This window comes from Pseudomonas sp. P135 (assembly GCF_020312125.1).
Taxonomy (GTDB): domain Bacteria; phylum Pseudomonadota; class Gammaproteobacteria; order Pseudomonadales; family Pseudomonadaceae; genus Aquipseudomonas; species Aquipseudomonas fragariae.
Genome location: NZ_JAGPYR010000021.1, coordinates 24,975 through 43,500, shown reverse-complemented (window position 1 = coordinate 43,500; position 18,526 = coordinate 24,975). Strand labels below are relative to the sequence as shown.

13 protein-coding genes are annotated in these 18,526 nt (G+C 60.5%); 2 read left to right on the top strand and 11 right to left on the bottom strand.

The genetic code is table 11. From position 1 onward, the window contains the following. Positions 1-46: 46 nt before the first annotated feature. Positions 47-5,872, bottom strand: coding sequence for a hypothetical protein (locus KBY08_RS23170; protein ID WP_225651272.1), 5,826 nt, complete (start codon positions 5,870-5,872; stop codon positions 47-49). A gap of 224 nt (positions 5,873-6,096) precedes the next feature. Here KBY08_RS23170 and KBY08_RS23165 point away from each other — a divergent pair, with 224 nt between their 5' ends. Then, entirely contained in the window at positions 6,097-6,660 is a 564-nt protein-coding gene (locus KBY08_RS23165) for a DUF2780 domain-containing protein (RefSeq protein WP_003402209.1), read from the top strand. Here the strand turns inward: KBY08_RS23165 and KBY08_RS23160 are convergent. Next, complete coding sequence (locus tag KBY08_RS23160; protein WP_225651271.1) at positions 6,640-7,686, bottom strand: RHS repeat-associated core domain-containing protein; 1,047 nt, start codon at positions 7,684-7,686, stop codon at positions 6,640-6,642. The two genes, KBY08_RS23165 and KBY08_RS23160, sit on opposite strands and share 21 nt — an antisense overlap. A 71-nt stretch (positions 7,687-7,757) precedes the next feature. After that, a complete protein-coding gene (locus KBY08_RS23155; RefSeq protein WP_024641133.1) occupies positions 7,758-8,651 on the bottom strand; it encodes an acyltransferase in 894 nt (297 codons plus the stop codon). A 193-nt stretch (positions 8,652-8,844) separates the two neighbouring features. Between KBY08_RS23155 and KBY08_RS23150 the strand changes: the two genes are divergently transcribed. Continuing rightward, positions 8,845-9,348, top strand: a complete 504-nt coding sequence (locus tag KBY08_RS23150; RefSeq protein ID WP_003402218.1) for an ATP-dependent zinc protease — start codon at positions 8,845-8,847, stop codon at positions 9,346-9,348. 1,067 nt (positions 9,349-10,415) lie between these two features. On the opposite strand, the gene KBY08_RS23145 is transcribed toward KBY08_RS23150, so the two are convergent. From KBY08_RS23145 to betI, 8 genes are all read right to left on the bottom strand, one after another. Further along, positions 10,416-11,045 (bottom strand): glutathione S-transferase family protein, encoded by a 630-nt coding sequence (locus KBY08_RS23145; RefSeq protein WP_011269197.1) that lies wholly within the window; start codon positions 11,043-11,045, stop codon positions 10,416-10,418. A gap of 69 nt (positions 11,046-11,114) precedes the next feature. Further along, entirely contained in the window at positions 11,115-11,297 is a 183-nt protein-coding gene (locus tag KBY08_RS23140; RefSeq protein WP_003402221.1) for a hypothetical protein, read from the bottom strand. Further along, positions 11,294-12,427 carry a PepSY-associated TM helix domain-containing protein gene (locus tag KBY08_RS23135; protein WP_011269198.1) on the bottom strand — a complete coding sequence of 378 codons (1,134 nt, stop codon included), beginning with the start codon at positions 12,425-12,427 and terminating at the stop codon, positions 11,294-11,296. Before KBY08_RS23135 ends, KBY08_RS23140 begins: the two co-directional genes overlap by 4 nt. A gap of 121 nt (positions 12,428-12,548) precedes the next feature. Next, positions 12,549-13,532, bottom strand: coding sequence for a FecR domain-containing protein (locus tag KBY08_RS23130; RefSeq protein ID WP_060405806.1), 984 nt, complete (start codon positions 13,530-13,532; stop codon positions 12,549-12,551). Then, entirely contained in the window at positions 13,529-14,047 is a 519-nt protein-coding gene (locus KBY08_RS23125; protein ID WP_011269200.1) for an RNA polymerase sigma factor, read from the bottom strand. Before KBY08_RS23125 ends, KBY08_RS23130 begins: the two co-directional genes overlap by 4 nt. Before the next feature lie 243 nt (positions 14,048-14,290). Then, positions 14,291-15,997: a choline dehydrogenase gene (betA, locus tag KBY08_RS23120; RefSeq protein ID WP_003402225.1), complete on the bottom strand. Its 1,707-nt coding sequence runs from the start codon at positions 15,995-15,997 to the stop codon at positions 14,291-14,293. Positions 15,998-16,137: 140 nt separating this feature from the next. Next, positions 16,138-17,610, bottom strand: a complete 1,473-nt coding sequence (gene betB, locus KBY08_RS23115; protein ID WP_003393629.1) for a betaine-aldehyde dehydrogenase — start codon at positions 17,608-17,610, stop codon at positions 16,138-16,140. A 102-nt stretch (positions 17,611-17,712) separates the two neighbouring features. Continuing rightward, the gene (gene betI / locus KBY08_RS23110; protein WP_002555619.1) at positions 17,713-18,306 is read right to left on the bottom strand and encodes a transcriptional regulator BetI; all 594 of its coding nucleotides are present in this window, start codon (positions 18,304-18,306) and stop codon (positions 17,713-17,715) included. Positions 18,307-18,526 lie beyond the last annotated feature (220 nt).

The window sequence follows — 18,526 nt, the reverse complement described above, 5'->3', positions numbered from 1 at the left end:
TACTAGGCTGTTCCGCCTGCGGGACAAAAAACGCTGGGGAAGCGCCCTACTCGCGCACAGCCCTCACCAATACCGAGTAGTAATGCTCCTGCACGTAGGCGTTGCTGTCAGGTTCCGGCGACCCGCGCATGCTGTCGATTGACGGGAAAAGCCCCAGATTCCAGTTCCGTCTGGCCGGCAATTGCGGCGTGACTCCGTCTTGATCAGGCTCACGTGCAGGCTCGGACAAATCCGAGGCCAGCACCCCGGTAACCTGCCCGTTCTGGTCCAGCACTTTCCCGGCCACGAACATGAAATGAAACGGGTAGTCGGATGACGGGCTACCCTCCAGCCCCCCTCGCTCGATGAAACCGATACCTTCACCGATCTCGGGAAATGACTGCTCGCCGACGAAGTAGTCAGAGTGGCCGCGTGCATTTATCCAGTCATCGAGCGCTGTTGTCGTGATATTCAGGCTCACCGGCTGGCCATCCTGCAGGGCGACGACTTCGACATTGGGCACCACGGGCGTCGGATCGTTAAGGCTCTCGCCCTGGTAATCGAACGCGACTTGTCCACCGGCATATTTCGACACCAGAAACTCGGTGCTGGAGATGCAGCTTTCAGGCACCGCTGCTCTGGCTTCGAGCCTCACGTAGCCGTCACGATCCGCTGCGATGGGGTGGAACAGGCTTGATGGCACGTTAAGCTTGCCGGGCACCAGAACGTCGTCGTTCATGATGTGCAGGTCCTCATGGTGAACCTGAAGCGTTCCGCTCGCCGTGTCATGAGCGGAATGGGACTCGTGGGTTGCCAAACTACCGGCCGGCCGCCGGGTGCGGATGCTGCAGATCATTTGATCGACGACATTGCCGCCCTTGAGCATTGGCCGGTTGATCAGCGTGAACTCATGCCCGCCGATGTGACGCACCCAGGGCAGTGCCAGGCTCTCGGCGCGCGACCTGCCCTGCGGCGGCACCAGCAGAAACACCCGGTTGCGCTCATCCCATTCGGCCCGGTAGATCCTGCCGTTATCCAGCTTGATGTAGTCACGCCCCTCAATCGAGTAACTGCCGCGCTTTGGCCCGCTGCTGATCGCCTCGGCACCGGTCAGGTCGACAGCCGCGCTGGCAATCCCCACACCTCGGGTTCGCTCGGGATAAAGGGCATCGTCGATGTGCAGTTGCAGTTGCGCACCGCTCAGATGTGCATGCTCGGCCGGCTGCTCCAGGCTGGTGACCGACTCATAGGTGTAGCCGCGCTGCGAGGAAAGAAAAATGCGTCGCGCATCGGTTTCCGAGACGTCATCGAGCGACAGCACGGCGATACTTTCGATTCTCGACGGGTCGCTAAAACAGGCTTCGACATGATCGATGACCGACCCCGCATGACTCAGGTAAAACTCATCGTGCAGATGCCCCGCCAGCATACCGAGATGCCTGGCAGGCGAATGGGCGAACCAGGCTTTTTCCCCTGACTTCAGGCTGACTTCAGCCATCATCAGGTTGTTGCGGGCCAGCTTCTCCTGAAGCTGACTGACCAAGGCAGCTCGCTCGCTGGCGTGCGGCGGAATGTTTTCCTGCGCGGCCAGCAGCGGCCCGTTCAGACGAAGCTGCTTGAGGATACTTTCCCCCAGGCTCAACTCCCGAGATCTCGATGCCGCCCCCCATTCAATGGTATGGCCCAGCAAGGTATTGGCCAACGCCGCCTGGTTGCGCGCAGCAAAAAGAATGGCCAGTTCCTCGGGGGTATCGAGTACATAGTATGGATTTTCCACCGAGGTAATGGACGAGGGCAGCCGCGACTTGATTTTGGCCACGGCGTCGATGTTCCTGGCGACCCACTGAGGGTTGCGTGCATAGGCTTCGTTCGCCGCTTTCGCGCCATAGAACAGCTCCAGCGCAAAGTCATCATGGGCGATGCCGTCGCGATAATCCGACTGGTCGTGCCACAGGTGAGGCAACGCCCGTTTGGGATCGGCTTGCGGGCTGATTTTCTGCAGGGTCAGGGCAACAGGCCGCTGGTCGTGCAACGTCTCGCCCGGCGCCAGCGCCAGGAAGTGCTCGATGGGCAGCGTGCCGCGATAGTGAACGCCGCGATCCGCTTCGATCACCAGTTCCTGCCCGCGGCCATCACTGAGCGTCGCCAGAACGCCGGCCACGGTTTTTCTGCCGACCAGACCTTGCAGCGTATCGCTTATCCGGACAGTCACGAACATGCCCTGAGCGGCAACAATCTGTGCCTGAATTTCAGGCTTGTAGGTCGGGATTGCGGGCAAGACCCTGGCGACGTCCATGCGGCTGCCGTCAGCGCGAATGAAGGCGGTCGTCTCAACATCGGTGCCCGCATGTTCGAGTACTTCGACATGACCCTTACGCTCGGTGACGTATTTGTGCTCGATCACGCCAAGCGCCACGCTCTGCTGGCTTGCCCTGCCATCTGCGTCGATGACCCGCACGGAGGCTGTTTCAAGTGTCACCACGCAGTTGTCATACCAGCTGACCGTGTTGGCGGGAGCCAGAAAACGCTGCGGTCGGCCGCTGAAGCCAAGCGGAAAATCTTCGGTGTGGGCAAAACGTGAAAGCTGCGGGGCGTCGACCGTTGACTGCGGATGCCTGCGCCATTGCCCTGCTTCCAGGTCCAGCGTATGCAGCGGTCGCAATTCCGTTCCCGCCAGCCCGCTGACCATCCGGCAGGCATAGCCGTTGAGCATGTAAATCTTCTCGCTTATCCCACCCAGCAGCACCGCCCGAGCACCGCCCTCGACCATCGCGTTGCCGTTCCAGTCGAGGCGCGTGACCTTTCTGCCCGTGGGCCTTTCGGATATCTGTCCATCCTCGGAGACCCGCCAGTGCGAGCTGCTTGTCGACGGCCGACGCCTCGCGAGGTGTTCGCCCTCGGCTTCGCGCTCGATGGCATCGCTGTGCTCAGGGTGTCGAGCCGTTTCGGTCAGATCAGACCTGTCAGACACGCCGTGCTCGCTGACGATCTGTTGATAATGCAGTGTCGCGGAGCGCAGCCCTTTCACCGCCGATATGCCGCAGTGCAGCGCCGAACGCAGACCGACCAGCAGAAAACCGAAGTTCTTCACCGACGCCTCGTAGTCGTTGGCCCTGATCGACTCGCCGAGGGCCTGGACCTGCTGGCTCATCGTCCAGCTGTTGGTGCCTTGCAGCATCAGCACACCCAGCACCCTGGGAGGGAGCGTGCGCAGCTTGCACAGCACCAGCTCGGCAATGATGTTGAGTGCATCCATAGCGATGCCTTCATCATTGCCGTCGTAAATATCGAACCCCAGGTTGATGAAGTTGCCCAGCACAGGAATCAGTCCGCCGACCTGATGCACCAGTTGCAGCACATGCTGCGCGCTGGTCGACATGTTCTGAATGTCATCATCGTTAGCTCGGGCACTCAACATCTGCCTGAACGCCAGAGCACTGGCTTCAAGCCTGACCTTCTCGTCGGCGCTCAATAACTCGATGCAATGAACCGGCCTGTCACTGTCCGACAGCGTAGCCCCTTCCAGAGACTGCAAACGCTCGGCGGCCGTACCGGAGCCCAGCACGAGCCGCTCGGCCTCCAGCGCCCGGTAGATTTCGGTCGCCTGGATGGCGTAGTTCTCGGCCTCGCGCTTGAACGCTGCTTGTGGTGCGGTCAGTCGAGCAGGCAGAAGGCTGTTGTTGACGAAGGCAATGTTCGCCTCGAATAAACCGGTCAGCTTCGCCTGCAACGCGTCCAGACTTGCGGTGTAACGGGTTTTATCGGCGAGCGCCTGAGCCAGCTGCCCGAGCCGTTCATCACGATTGTCGGCAAGCGCCAGCTCGCGGCGCAGGTCTTCGTCATACACCACACTCAGCAGGGTTCGATAACCAAGCGACTCTTCGTGCCTGAAGAACGTGCCGGTATTGATCCAGCCGGCCTGGTAACTGATATCGAACGAAGACCGCGCAATCACCGGCCAGCAGGATTCGTTCAGCCCCAGATAACGGCACAGTTCACGCGCCACGAACTCCGGCTGGGTCGGCTGCAGAACGACTTGCAGTCGCTGTTGGTCCTCGAGGTTCTGCGCAATCACGCTGTAATAGGCGTTGACGGAATCATTCAAGCGCCGGGTATAGGCCGCCTGACGCTGCGCGTGCGGCAACGCCGGCAGGTCCTCCTGGTAATGGGCCAGCAGATAACGGACCGCGCGCTGCAATGTCACAGCGCGGCCGGCGTCCCATTGCACCTCGCGCAGCTCCTCGGTCAGCGCCACAAACCGCGACCTGATGACGTCATAAGCGCCCAGTGCAAGCGGGTCTACGTACAGAAACGGAGGTTCTTTGCTGCGGATATCGAAGGCTTCGATGTCGATATCGCTCAGCGGATGACGACGCTGGACAGGATTGGGCACGATCACTTGCACGATCAGCCGTTCGATATTGATCGCCCCCTCGGCCTCGCCATAGCGAATGGTATTGATCATGTAAGACGACAGTTCCTGGCGCGCCACGTCTAAATATTCGGCAAGATCTTTCGCGCGCCAGGGATTGACGGTGTGCTGCTCCCGGTAGATATCCTGGTGGCCGTCGCTGTCGTAAACGACCAGTTTCAGGGTGATGCCACCGGCTTGCTGGAACATTGTCAGCAGCGCGTTTTCGTTGTCTTGCAGCGATGCACCGAAATGCCGGTAGCTGTTCAGCAAGGTGCGGCATCGACCCAGATGCCACTGCATCTCCTTCTCCAGCTCAAGGTCGATGACACCGTAATCGTCAGTGCCATGCGCCTGGACCTTGTGCTGCCGAAAGGTGTAGACCTGCGACGTATCGAGCATGAAACGCTGGTGTTCTGCCAGGGTGAAAGGCAACGCGGGCGCCATCACTGCGGGGTCGGCTTCGCGCTCTCCGGGCAACAGCGCAGTGATCGCCTGCAGCAGATCGTCTCGGGTGGCAGCCAGGGGAATGTCGACACCGTAGTAATCGAGCAGGCCGTGCAATGAGACGGTTCGATCGTCGCGAATGGCCAGAATGCACCTGGCATCTGCGGACTCCAGATGCGGCGCCAGCGGGGCCAGGCAGTCCGTGAAACGGATCACTCGCAGGTGCAGGTCTGACAGCGTGGCGTGCGCAGGTTGCCGGCCCTCGGAAATGCCCTGCAGTTGCAGCGAGTGAACCGGCCTGCCCTCATTCATCCTGACATGCAGCACACAGGTGAAAGGCTGCCTGAAGTCCACCTGAGTCGTGTTGACCAGATCAAGAACGTAGCGCAGGTCTTTAAGGCGTACCCCGGGCAACAGATCTTCATCGATATCGCCAGCAGGGTCCACGCCGGCGATAGCCCGGAGCAACACCTTGAACTGCTGCACGATAGAACCGCCAAAAGCGACGCTCGCAAACAACGGCGAGTCATCGGCCACGGCCATGAACACTCTGTTGGTCGCACAGGTGCCGGTCGTCACGTCCCGTATTCGTGCCCGCAGCGTATTCAGCAACCTGCGGTAATCGCCCCGGGTACGATCGATGCGCTCGCTTCGGACACACGACGAATGTGACTCGCGCTGATGACTCTGCGCAATATCGAACGCCGCTTTGGCCAGTTCGTGCTCGGGGCCTTCCCCCGATGCCGGCGAAGCGACAGAACGGGTAACGCGTTCTGCGCTGTCGCTGAGGGCGTTCAGGTCGTCATCGAACAGCATTGATTTCAGGGTACTCAGGAGTTCGATGTCGTCGGCCCATCGCCCGAACGAGCTGGCAGCCCCAAGTACCTGGATCTCGTCCAGTAGCGTGAAACCTTCGGGTCGGGGACGTTGCAGAATGGCGGCCAGTTGCTCGCGACCTTCAGTTGCCAGTACGAGATGAAGGCTTTCCCTGGTGGCAGCTGGCATGGAAGGAAGTGAGGTGTAGGTGTCGGTCATTGCTGATGCTCCGTGCATTCCAAATGACCGACACCATGCTGTTTCGCGGAAAAAGCGGGGTAATACATAGATGTTTCAGGACGACCCAGGTCCAGTCACCGAGCAAATACCGGACGTTGCCGTGGTTCGCGGCCCCGCCCCGGGAACAAGCTTCTGTTCCTCCAGTCAAACCCTCTGCTTCATCGCCCACTCACGGGCGGTTCGAGTTCGATAAAGGTGACGCAATGAAAACTGCACGCGCAATGGCTTTGGCAACGTTGATGGCTGTGGCGGCAAGCCCGGCATTTGCCTTCAATCTGAATGACGCCGCGAACGCGGTCTCCAATGCCACCAACGGCAATCAGAAAGCCACGGCGGCACCCGAAGTCGCGGGGCTGCTCAATACCCTGGGTACGCAGCTCAATGTCACCCCGGAACAGGCGGTTGGCGGGACGGGCGCATTGCTCGGGCTGGCGAAGAACAAACTGACCAGCACCGATTACTCGCAGTTGGCCAAGTCGGTCCCGGGCCTGGAGCAAATGTCCGGCACGTCCGCGCTGGACAGTCTGGGCGGCGCCAACGGGCTGGGCAGTCTGCTGGGCGGCAAGTCAGGCAATAGTTCGATGCTCAACAGCGCACTGGGCAACGTGCAGAGCATGGGTGATGTGAACAATGCCTTCAAGGCGTTGGGCATGGACAGCACGATGGTCAGCCAGTTTGCCCCGCTGATTCTGCAATACCTGGGACAGCAAGGTGCCAGTGGTTCGGCGTTGCAGAGTCTGAGTGGGTTATGGGGTACCGGGAGCTGAGCCGGACCTTATACGCGTAGCCTTCCTCAATATATCTCCGCTCTTGTACTGCTTTTTTTGCATAGCGCCCGAGATCATCGCACCTGCTGAATTGAAGGCCGCACCCACCATGGCGGTGCTGCGGCCTTCAGGTAATTGCCGAGCCCATTTGAAAGCAGCCGCCCCAAACGCTGTCGAGTCGTTTTTTTTCCCGGAGTACACTTGCGACGCCAGTCGCGCGTAATACTCGGCCTGCTCAAAACTCAACCCTGAGTCTCCGTGACTGGCAAAATTGCGATTCACTTGACGGAGGTTTTTGATGAAGGAAGACTGGCTGTCATTGAATGGTTCAAGCGCGTCATCAAGCCATTTTCTACTGCCTTGCAGAGGCATCGGTGAGCTAGCAGCAGGGATTAAGCCTTTGCGGGTTGTTTCAATCACATCGCCAAATTGCTCGCTGATCAGTTTTACCGACTTTAGCGCACGCGGAATGAACACTGCCAAAACCATCTGAAATACTTGCCCCGTCGGATCGACGTTATTGACAGGGTCTCCTCCACAGTAGGCATAACCATTTATCCCGCCCTCACCAAACGGGCTCAGCGTATCCGGGCTGTTAAAGCGCATCAGCGTCGGGTTGAACGCGCGAAGTCCATTGCCCAGCAAGTAATGTCCAGTGATCGGATCAATCGTCTGCCCTGTAAAGCCTGGTACGTCCGGTGCAGCTGTTTGCAGGGATCGCCTGCCATAAGGGCTGTAGACAAACGCCTGATTGCGCATGGCATCAAGGCTGTGCAGCACCGAGCTGGCTTGATCTGTCGCAAGCAGATCGAACTGGAGCTGATCAGATTCCACACGGCGCAATGCCAGTAAAAGATCCTCTGTCTGAACGACAGACTGGCGGGAAGTGCCCTGTATTGCTGTGGTCAGGCGGTTGTTTCGATAGAAACGCCTGACGACCTCCTGCCCCGCTGGCACTATGCTTGCCAGTCGGTCCAGTCCGTCGTAACGGTATAAGCCGATCAGCGAAACATCGGGCGATGACATGAGAGCGGATTCCGGCAACATTAAAGGCCAGTCTCATCCGCCCGTTTCGCCTCGTCTACCTGTCAGAACTGTCAGTGCCCGGGCAACTCCAGCCGCAACGCCGCAATACGCGCGTCCTTTTCGTCCCAGAGCTGATTGACCCAGCCCTGCACTTTCTCGCGAAATACAGGGTCGTTTTCGTAATCGCCCTGCCACAGCGCCGGGTCCAGTTCACGGGTCTTGATATCGACGATCACTTTGGAGACCCGACCGCAGAGCATGTCCCAGAAACCGGGAATGCCTGAATCGGGATAGACGACCGTGACGTCCAGAATGGCATCGAGTTGCTCGCCCATTGCCGCCAGCACGAAGGCTACGCCGCCGGCCTTGGGTTTGAGCAGATGGGTGTAGGGAGAGCCCTGGGCGGCATGTTTGGCTGCAGTGAAGCGCGTGCCTTCCAGGTAGTTGACGATGGTCACCGGCTGGCGCTTGAACAGCTCGCAGGCAGCCTTGGTGATTTCCAGGTCCTTGCCCTTGAGCTGCGGATGCTTCGCCAGGAACGCCTTGCTGTAACGCTTCATGAACGGGTAGTCCAGCCCCCACCATGCGAGGCCCAGCAGCGGTACCCAGATCAGTTCCTTTTTCAGGAAGAACTTGAAGAACGGCGTGCGCCGGTTGAGTGCCTGGACCAGCGCGGGAATATCCACCCACGACTGATGATTGCTGATGACCAGATAGGAGGTGTCACCACGCAGCCCCTCATCGCCACGAATGTCCCACTGCGTCGGTATGCAGGTGGCGAAGATGACCTTGTCGATCTCGGCCCAGGTTTCGGCGATCCACATCACCGCCGCTGAACAGCGATCGCGCATCCGGCCTCTGAACAACAGCTTGAGCAACGCAAAAATCAATAGCGGACCGATAAGCAGCAGCGTATTGATCAGTAACAGCAGGGCAACAAAACAGCCGGTGAACAGACGGCGCATGACGGACTCTTGAAGGTTCAGGGGCGGCAATAATAAAGATCCTCGCGTTTTACGCCAATTACACAGGTACTTACAAATGTTTCACGTGTCGGCCTTTATGCTGACGCCACATTTATCCTGACGAACCTACTGCAGGTTCGCTGTCTAAAACCGGGCGCCAATCGGGCGCTGACTATTGCGAGGAACCTCCCACGTGAAACCGATCCTGGCGCTATTGTCTTTGCTGGCCCTGCCGGTCATGGCCGCTGAACCGACGTTGTATGGTCGCTACGAGAACATCAAGGTTGCGGAAATAGGCCAGACCTTCAAGGCCAAGATGGACACCGGCGCACTGACCGCCTCGCTGTCGGCTAAGGACATCGAGTTGTTCAAGCGCGATGGTGATGACTGGGTACGTTTCCGCCTGGCAACCAAGGGTGCAGACAACAAGGTGTATGAGCACAAGGTGTCGCGGATCAGCAAGATCAAGGGGCGTGCAGAAGGTGACGACGATGACGACGAAAGCATCAACCCTGCCAAGCGCCCCGTCGTTGACCTGGAACTGTGCCTGGGCGACAAGAAGCGTACGGTCGAGGTCAACCTGGTGGACCGCAGCCACTTCAACTTCCCACTGTTGATCGGCGCCAAGGCATTGCGTGAGTTCGACGCCGCAGTCAATCCGGCCCGTCGTTATACCGCTGACGAGCCTGATTGCTGAGGTTGTTCACAGCCTTCAGCTACCGTGCCGTGCGGCGCAGACCTGTGACGCAGAGCATCACCCACGGCATTCCCACGCTGGAGCGTGAGGAACGATACCGCCCGCGAGAACACCATCGTACCCATGCTCCGCGTGGGTATGCATTTCTGGACGCTCCGCGTCCTGGCTGACTGTGCGGCGCGGCGCAGATCTGTGACGCAGAGCGTCACCCACGGCACTCCCACGCTGGAGCGTGAGGAACGATAGCCGCCCGCGAGAACACCATCGTGCCCATGCTCCGCGTGGGTATGCATTTCTGGACGCTCCGCGTCCTGGCTTGACTGTGCAGCGCGGCGCAGATCTGTGANGCTGGAGCGTGAGGAACGATAGCCGCCCGCGAGAACACCATCGTACCCATGCTCCGCGTGGGTACGCATTTCTGGACGCTCCGCGTCCTGGCTTGACTGTGCAGCACGGCGCAGATCTGTGACGCAGAGCGTCACCCACGGCATTCCCACGCTGGAGCGTGAGGAACGATAGGTGACCGTAAGAACACCATCGTACCCATGCTCCGCGTGGGTATGCATTTCTGGACGCTCTGCGTCCTGGCTTGACTGTGCAGCGCGGCGCAGATCTGTGACGCAGAGCGTCACCCACGGCATTCCCACGCTGGAGCTTGAGGAACGATAGCCGCCCGCGAGAACACCATCGTACCCATGCTCCGCGTGGGTATGCATTTCTGGACGCTCTGCGTCCTATCCCGAATGTGCGGCGCGGCGCAGATCTGTGACGCAGAGCGTCACCCACGGCACTCCCACGCTGGAGCGTGAGGAACGATAGCCGCCCGCGAGAACACCATGGTACCCATGCCCCGCGTGGGTATGCATTTCTGGACGCTCCGCGTCCTATCCCGAACGTGCGGCGCGGCGCAGATCTGTGACGCAGAGCGTCCCCCACGGCATTCCCACGCTGGAGCATGAGGAACGATAGCCGCCCGCGAGAACACCATCGTACCCATGCTCCGCGTGGGTATGCATTTCTGGACGCTCTGCGTCCTGGCTTGACTGTGCAGCGCGGCGCAGATTGACTCAGACCGGCGGCTGGGTCGCGATCATCGACGGGCGTTGACTGACGTCCAGGTACCAGGCGGCCAGTCGCGGATAAGTGCTGCGCCAGTTCAGATCCGGCTGGCGGAAATCCAGATAGCCGAGCGCCGCGGCGACGCTGATCGATGCGACATCGAACGACGTGCTGAGCTCGGTGACCGCATCGCTTTCGAAGTAATGCAGCGAGCGTTCAATCTTCTGCTGCTGGTTGTCCAGCCACTGATCCCAGTGTTTTTCCTGCGGACGCAAGGCGGTTTCATAGCGGATCAGCACCGCTGCATCCAGCACCGCATCGGCCAGCGAGGCCAGGGTCATGCGCCTCCAGCGTGCCGAACCTTCCCGTGGGATCAGTGGCAGGCCCACGTGCTGATGGTCGAGGTAATCAAGAATCACCCGGCTGTCATGAATGACGTTGCCGTCGGCCAGCCTTAACGCGGGAAGTTTGCCGGCCGGGTTGTCTTCATTGAGCTCGGCAGACGGGCTGACCGGTGTCAGTACTGTGGTCTGCAACTCGACGCGATCGAGCTGAGCGGTTTCATGCAGCATCACCATCACCTTGCGGGCGAAGGGCGAAGCGGCGTTGAAGTACAACGTCATCGTGGGCGCTGACATGGGTATTCCTCGAATGAGACAGGATCCTAGACTAGTCAGCCTGTGCTGTGCATGCAATCAGCGCTTCAATCAACCGCGCCGTACCAGCAAGCCCTTGATACTCAACAGGGCCGCCGTCCCCATGCCCAGCCACGCCAGCGTATCCCACCAGCCGTCACCCAATAGCGCAGCGAACAGCCCACCGCCGATAAGCAGCGCTATGACGGCGGGTATCGCAAAGGTCTTCCAGAATCGCGATGGCTTCGAACTCATTGCGCCACCTGAGCCTGAACAGCACTCACCGAGCGCGCGGCACGACGCCTCACCCACCACAGATAAACGCCGCTGCCGAGTACGATGATGGTCAGCACGTCCAGCACCGCCCAGAGAATCTTCATCGGCATGCCGCCGTAATCACCGAAATGCAGCGGTTGCGACATCCCCAGTGCGTCCATGTACCAGGGACGTTCGACCACGGCGGTGACGTGCAGGGTCTGGGCGTCGATCAGCACCGGTGTGGCGAGGTGCGCAGTCAAGTGTGTATTGCCTTTGAGGAACACCGCGTAATGATGCTCGCTGGAGAAGCGCGTGCCGGGGAAGGCGATGAAATCGGCCTGCATGCCGGGCGCAGCGGATTCGGCAATTTCCAGCAATCGAGTCGCCGGGGCGCGCTGGGTCAATGGCGGCGCGTCCTTGTAAGGGGCGATCATGGTGGCCAGCGCATCGTTGCGCCAGGAGGCAATCAGCAGATCGGCGCAGGCGCTGATCACCCCGGTCACGCCGACCACCAGCGCCCAGGTCAATGTCACTACGCCAATCAGGTTGTGCAGGTCCAGCCAGCGCGTACGCCTGGATTTATTGACCCGCACCTGACCGAACTCCAGCTTGCGCATGAACGGCGCATACAGCACGGTCCCGGAAACGATCGCCACCACGAACAGCAAGCCCATGAACGCCAGCAACAGTTTGCCGGGCAGATTGGCGTACATGTCTACGTGCAGGCGCAGCATGACCATCATGAAGCCGCCGTTGGCAGAAGGCATCTCCAGTGCCTCACCGGTGCGCGCATCGAGGGCGAAGGTGTGCGAGGAGTTGGGCTCGGTGCCGGCGGTTGCAGCGGTGATTGCCATGACGCCATTGGGGTCTTCATCGTCCCAGCCAAAATACTGCATCACCTCGCCGGGGCGATGCGCTTCGGCAGCCCTGGCCAGTTGCTCCAGGTCCAGGCGTGGCGTATCGGCAGGCATCTCTTTGTAATGCGGAGCGTCGCCAAGCAGATGATCGATTTCATGATGAAAGATCAGCGGCAGGCCGGTGACAGCCAGCATCAACAGGAACAGGGTGCAAATCAGGCTGCTCCAGGTATGCACGATGGACCAGCGGCGCACGGTTTGGCTTTTCATGGTTTATCCACAGACGAAGAGACGCAGCGCTGGGCGCGTCCCCGAAATGACTTGTAAGACTAAGCCGCTCGAAACCGAAAAAGTGTCAGGGCGATCCGTTGTCCGCATGAAAGGGTATGTTTCAGAGTTTTGCCGGAGGGGTGCCGGGCTGTTGATCCCTGGGCAGCACCGACACCCACCACGCAGTGTGTTGCTCGATCTGCACAGGCAAGGTCGGCAACAGCGCCTTGAGTGCCAGGTCGGTGTCTTGCAACGGGAAGGTGCCGGTGACGCGCAGATCGGCCACCTTCGGGTCGACGCCCAGATGTCCTGTCCGGTAACGCCCCAGTTCAGCGAGCATGTCTGCCAACCGCGCGTTGTCCACCACCAGCATGCCGCGCGTCCAGGCGTCGACGCCGGAAGGCATGCCAAGCAACGGGCCAAGTCCGTTGCGGGTCAATAGCACCTGTTGGCCCTCGCGCAGAACCTGTTCACCGGAAGCATTACGCGGGTGGGCGACAACCGCCGATTGCAACACGCTGAGCAGGGTTCCATCGGACTCGCGCCGGACCAGAAAACGCGTCCCCAGGGCGCGCATCTTTCCATCCGCCGTCTCGACGATGAAGGGCCGCGGGTCGTCATGATCGCCGGTCTGCACCAGTATTTCACCGTCCTGCAGAATGACCCGACGTTGCTGCGCATCGAAGCGCACATCGATTGCGCTGTGGGTGTTCAGGCGAATCAGGGTGTTGTCCGCCAGACGCACGTCGCGCTGTTCACCGGTGGCGGTGCGCTGGTCGGCAAGCCAGTAATCGATCGGCAGATAGCGATCGCCGACGAACAATGCCAAGCCCAAGGCCATGAACACTCCGGCCAGACCGCCACCGAGCTTGCGCAACCTGTGTCGCAGGGCACCCGGTGACTGTTGCAAGGCCTTGCAGGCCGGACCTGCGGGCAAAGCAAAGCGCTGATTGACCATGCCCAACTGGCTCCAGGCCCGGGCATGCTCTTCGTCGGCGGCCAGCCAGCGCGCCAGCTCGGCGTCATTGCCGCCGTTGCTGTCCATGTTCAGTTGCCACTCGATGGCCGCATTGAGCACACGGGCAGAGACCGGTCTGGTGTTCACGTCGGCTCACCGTAGAGCGCCACGTAGCACTGACGCATGGCCTGAGCCAGGTACTGCCTGACGCGCGAGACCGAAACGCCCAGCTGCTCGGCAATCTCGGCGTGACTCATGCCGTCGAGGCGACTGTACAGAAAAGCTGCACGCGCTTTGCTGGACAGTGTGCCGAGCATGCGGTCGATGGCCTTGAGGTCTTCCACAATCAGCAGCTGCTCTTCCGGAGAGGGCTGCTCGGCCTCGGGCACCTGCATCAATTCCCCGAGGTAAGCCTGCTCCAGCGCAGCGCGTCGGAAGTGATCGAACATCAACCCTTTGGCGACGGTTGCCAGGAAAGCACGCGGTTCTCTGGGCGCAAGCAATTCATGGCGCCCCAGCAAGCGCACGAACGTGTCCTGACTCAAATCCTGAGCACGTTGCGGGCAGGCGACATTGCGTCTGAGCCAGGCCAGCAGCCAGCCGCGATGATCGCGATACAGCGCACCAACGATCTCGCTATGAGTGCTTGGGACTGACGACACGAATGGCCTCGATGAGAAAGTTCTAACTAAAGAGAATCATTCGCGATTGTGGCAGAGCGGAGGGGTAGTGGCAATTCGCGTCTGTCGGGAGGAGGGTCTGAATCGAGCGGGTTCTCGTCCCCACGCGGGAGCGTGAGGAACGAGAATCTCGTAACTATCGTGCCAATGCTCCAGTGTGGACATGCATTCCACGCTGGAGCATGCACAACGCAAGGCGTCCCGGGAGGACGCCTGGTCGTCGGATCAGGCCTGGTGGCTGATCTCGCGCAGCGGCTTGCCACGTGCCGGCTTGTCGCCTGCGACGAAGTAGTCGGCCGTGCTGCGTGGCAGAGGCTGACGACCACGGATCTTGTCGGCGATTTTCTCGGCGATCATGATCGTCGGTGCATTCAGGTTACCGGTGGTGATGATCGGCATGATCGAGGCATCGACCACGCGCAGGCTTTGCAGGCCATGCACGCGACCCTGACCATCGACAACCGCCATCTCGTCGGTGCCCATCTTGCACGAGCAGGACGGGTGATAAGCCGTTTCGGCATGCTCACGCACGAACTGGTCCAGCGCCTCGTCGGACTGCACGTCGATGCCAGGGCTGATTTCGCGGCCACGGTACGGGTCCAGCGCCGGTTGCTGCATGATCTCGCGAGTCAGGCGGATGCCGTCACGGAACTCCTGCCAGTCCTGCTCGCTGGCCATGTAGTTGAACAGGATGCTCGGGTACTCGCGCGGGTCTTTGGATTTGACCTGCACACGACCACGGCTCGGCGAACGCATGGAGCCGACGTGAGCCTGGAAACCGTGCTCCTGAACGCCCTTGGTGCCGTTGTAGTTAATCGCCACCGGCAGGAAGTGGTACTGAATGTTCGGCCATTCGAACGCTTCGCTGGAGCGAATAAAACCACCGGCTTCAAACTGGTTGCTCGCGCCGATACCTGTACCGAGGAACATCCACTCGGCACCGATGGCCGGCTGGTTCCACCACTTCAGCGAAGGATACAGCGACACCGGCTGGGTGCAGGCGTACTGCAGGTACATCTCCAGGTGATCCTGAAGGTTCTGGCCAACGCCCGGCAGGTCATGAACCACCGGGATATCCAGCTTGTTCAGCACTTCGGCCGGGCCGACGCCGGAACGCTGGAGAATCTGTGGCGAAGCGATCGCGCCGCCACACAGCAGCACTTCCTTGCGGGCACGGGCCTGGATGCGCGTGTCGCTGTCGCCCACCAGGTAGGCCACGCCGACGGCACGCTTGCCTTCGAACAGAATGCGATCGGTCAGCGCGTGAGTGACGATGGTCAGGGTCGAGCGCTTCTTGGCCTCGTCCAGATAACCACGGGCGGTACTGGCGCGACGACCGTTAGGCGTCACGGTGCGGTCCATCGGACCGAAACCTTCCTGCTGATAACCGTTGAGGTCGTCAGTGCGCGGGAAACCGGCTTGCACGCCCGCCTCGACCATCGCGTGGAACAGCGGATTGTTGCCCGCCTTGGGCGTGGTCACGCTGACCGGACCTTCACCACCGTGGTAATCATTCGGACCGATGTCGCGGGTTTCGGCCTTGCGGAAGTACGGCAGGCAGTCGAGGTAGCTCCAGTCTTCGAGACCTGGCTCCTTGGCCCAGCCGTCGTAGTCCATCGCGTTGCCGCGGATATAGCACATGCCATTGATCAGCGATGAGCCGCCCAGGCCTTTACCGCGACCGCATTCCATCCGGCGGTTGTTCATGTGCGGCTCTGGCTCGGTCTCGTAGGCCCAGTTGTAGCGACGGCCCTGCAGCGGGAATGCCAGGGCGGCAGGCATCTGGGTACGGAAATCCAGACGGTAGTCCGGGCCACCGGCTTCGAGCAGCAGAACGGTGACGCCTGCGTCTTCGGTGAGACGGGCTGCCAGGGTGTTACCGGCCGAGCCGGCACCAATGATGATGTAGTCGTATTCGGATTGAGTCGTCATAGAGGCTCCCTCATAGAGCTGCGAGTTTCAAGCCTTGGCCGCAAGCAGAAGCCGCCAGGCGATACTCGTGAAAATGGGGTGCGGCAGGCAGCTTTTGAGTGCGTCTGCTTGAGGCCTGCCGCGTGCCACTGAAACCGTGCTTAGAAAACCGAGGCGTAATCGCCCAGTTCGATCTGTACCGACTTGATGCGCGTGTACTGGGCCAGCGAGCTGATGCCGTTCTCACGGCCGACGCCCGACTGCTTGTAACCGCCGACCGGCATTTGTGCCGCCGACTCGCCCCAGGCGTTGATCCAGCAGATACCGGCTTCCAGCAGATGAATCACACGGTGGGCGCGGTTCAGGTCACGGGTCACGATGCCTGCGGCCAGACCGAAGTCGGTGTCGTTGGCGCGGCGCACCACTTCATCTTCGGTGTCGTAACCGAGGATGCTCATCACCGGGCCGAAGATTTCTTCACGCACGATGGTCATCTCGTCGGTGCAGTCGGTGAACACGGTCGGCGCAACGAACGCGCCTTTGTCGAACACACCGCCGGTCAGGCGATCGCCGCCGCACAACAGACGTGCGCCCTGCTCTTTGCCCTTGGCGATATAGCCCAGCACGCTTTCCATGTGCTCGAAGCTGACCAGCGGGCCGAAATTGATGTTTTCGTCTTCCGGGTTACCGGCGCGGATGCGCTTCACACGCTCGAGGATCTTCGCTTCGAACTCGGCTTTCAGGGCATTCGGCACGAACACGCGGGTGCCGTTGGTGCAGACCTGGCCGGAGCTGTAGAAGTTGGCCATCATCGCGATGTCAGCGGCGCGATCCAGATCGGCATCGTCAAACACGATCAGCGGTGACTTGCCGCCCAGTTCCATGGTCACTTCCTTGAGCGACGAGCTCGAGGCGCTGGCCATGACTTTCTTGCCGGTGTCGGTGCCGCCGGTGAAGGAGACTTTCTCGATGCGCGGGTGCTCGGTGATCCAGGTGCCGACTTCACGGCCGCTGCCGGTCAGCACGTTGAATACGCCGTTCGGTACACCCGCTTCGGTGTAGATTTCTGCCAGCTTCAGGGTGGTCAGCGAAGTGACTTCACTCGGCTTGAAGATCATCGCATTGCCGGCCGCCAGAGCCGGGGCGGATTTCCACAGTGCGATCTGGATCGGGTAGTTCCAGGCGCCGATACCGGCTACCACACCCAGCGGCTCGCGGCGGGTGTACACGAAGGAGGAATCGCGCAGCGGGATCTGCTCGCCTTCGATGGCCGGCACCAGACCTGCGTAGTATTCCAGCACGTCGGCGCCGGTCACGATATCCACGTAGCGGGTTTCGGAGATGGCCTTGCCGGTATCCAGGGTTTCCAGGGCGGCCAGTTCATCGTTGCGCTCGCGCAGGATGTCGACGGCACGGCGCAGGATGCGCGAGCGCTCGACCGCAGTCATGGCGGCCCAGATTTTCTGACCCTTTTCGGCCGCGACGACGGCGCGCTCGACATCGTCCTTCCCGGCGCGCTGGATCTGCGCCAGGACTTCGCCGTTCGCCGGGTTGATGGCGTCGAAGGTTTCAGGGTTGCTGGCATCGACATAACCGCCATCGATGTAAAGTTTCTGCAGTTCAAAACGGGCCATAAAGTCCTCGCAAATTCAGTGGGGGGCGATGACTGCTTTCAGTGTGCCGGGTTGGTTCGGCAACAGGCTTATACAGTCGCTCGGTGAGGAGCTTCGAAAGCTTCAGCTCGCCGATTTCGCCAATTGAAAATCCATGTACTCGTAAGCGATCCGTTGCGCTTGCTCGGTGTCGAATGCATCGCCTGACAGCGCGCCTCTCAGCCACAACCCGTCTATCAGGGCTGCCAGCCCGCGGGCGGCGCTGCGTGCCTGTTCCAGTGGCAAGGTGCGGCGGAACTGACAGCACAGGTTCGAATACAAACGGTGGTCGTTGATACGCTGCAATCGGTGCAGCGAAGGGTGATGCATGCTGGTCGCCCAGAAGGCCAGCCAGGTTTTCATGGCCGGGCCGCTGACCTGACTGGCGTCGAAGTTGCCTTCGATGATCACTTGCAGGTGAGCCCTGGGGCTGTCTTCGGTCAGCGCCTGACGGCGTTCGCGGACGTTCTGGATCAAGGCGTTCATCAGGTGCCGCATCGTGGCAGCGATCAGGCCGTTCTTGTCCTGAAAATAGTGACTGATGATGCCGTTTGATACGCCTGCCAGCCGCGCAATCAAGGCAATGCTGGCGTCACCCATACCGACCTGATCGACCGCAGTCAGCGTGGCCTGGATCAACTGTTGGCGGCGGATGGGTTGCATTCCGACCTTGGGCATTGGCGCGATTCTCCCGGGTGTCTGCAGTGATCGTTGTATCGAAATGACGGGGCCAGTCTAAAGATTTTTTATTGAACGATCAATCAATAAAAAAAAGAGGCGCGTTTTCACTGCCTGTCGGGCAGTCTGAATCCGTCCAGCCATCACTTTGCGGCAAGGCACAGATCTGTGACGCGGAGCGTCACGCAAGGCATTCCCACGCTGGAGCGTGCGGAACGAT

Excerpts from the sequence above, each read along its gene's own strand:
- KBY08_RS23165 (WP_003402209.1), top strand. The coding sequence starts at position 6,097 with ATGAAAACTGCACGCGCAATGGCTTTGGCAACGTTGATGGCTGTGGCG.
- KBY08_RS23160 (WP_225651271.1), bottom strand. The coding sequence starts at position 7,686 with ATGTCATCGCCCGATGTTTCGCTGATCGGCTTATACCGTTACGACGGA.
- betB (WP_003393629.1), bottom strand. The coding sequence starts at position 17,610 with ATGGCCCGTTTTGAACTGCAGAAACTTTACATCGATGGCGGTTATGTC.
- KBY08_RS23135 (WP_011269198.1), bottom strand. The coding sequence starts at position 12,427 with ATGAAAAGCCAAACCGTGCGCCGCTGGTCCATCGTGCATACCTGGAGC.
- KBY08_RS23170 (WP_225651272.1), bottom strand. The coding sequence starts at position 5,872 with ATGACCGACACCTACACCTCACTTCCTTCCATGCCAGCTGCCACCAGG.
- KBY08_RS23155 (WP_024641133.1), bottom strand. The coding sequence starts at position 8,651 with ATGCGCCGTCTGTTCACCGGCTGTTTTGTTGCCCTGCTGTTACTGATC.
- betI (WP_002555619.1), bottom strand. The coding sequence starts at position 18,306 with ATGCCCAAGGTCGGAATGCAACCCATCCGCCGCCAACAGTTGATCCAG.
- betA (WP_003402225.1), bottom strand. The coding sequence starts at position 15,997 with ATGACGACTCAATCCGAATACGACTACATCATCATTGGTGCCGGCTCG.
- KBY08_RS23140 (WP_003402221.1), bottom strand. The coding sequence starts at position 11,297 with ATGAGTTCGAAGCCATCGCGATTCTGGAAGACCTTTGCGATACCCGCC.
- KBY08_RS23145 (WP_011269197.1), bottom strand. The coding sequence starts at position 11,045 with ATGTCAGCGCCCACGATGACGTTGTACTTCAACGCCGCTTCGCCCTTC.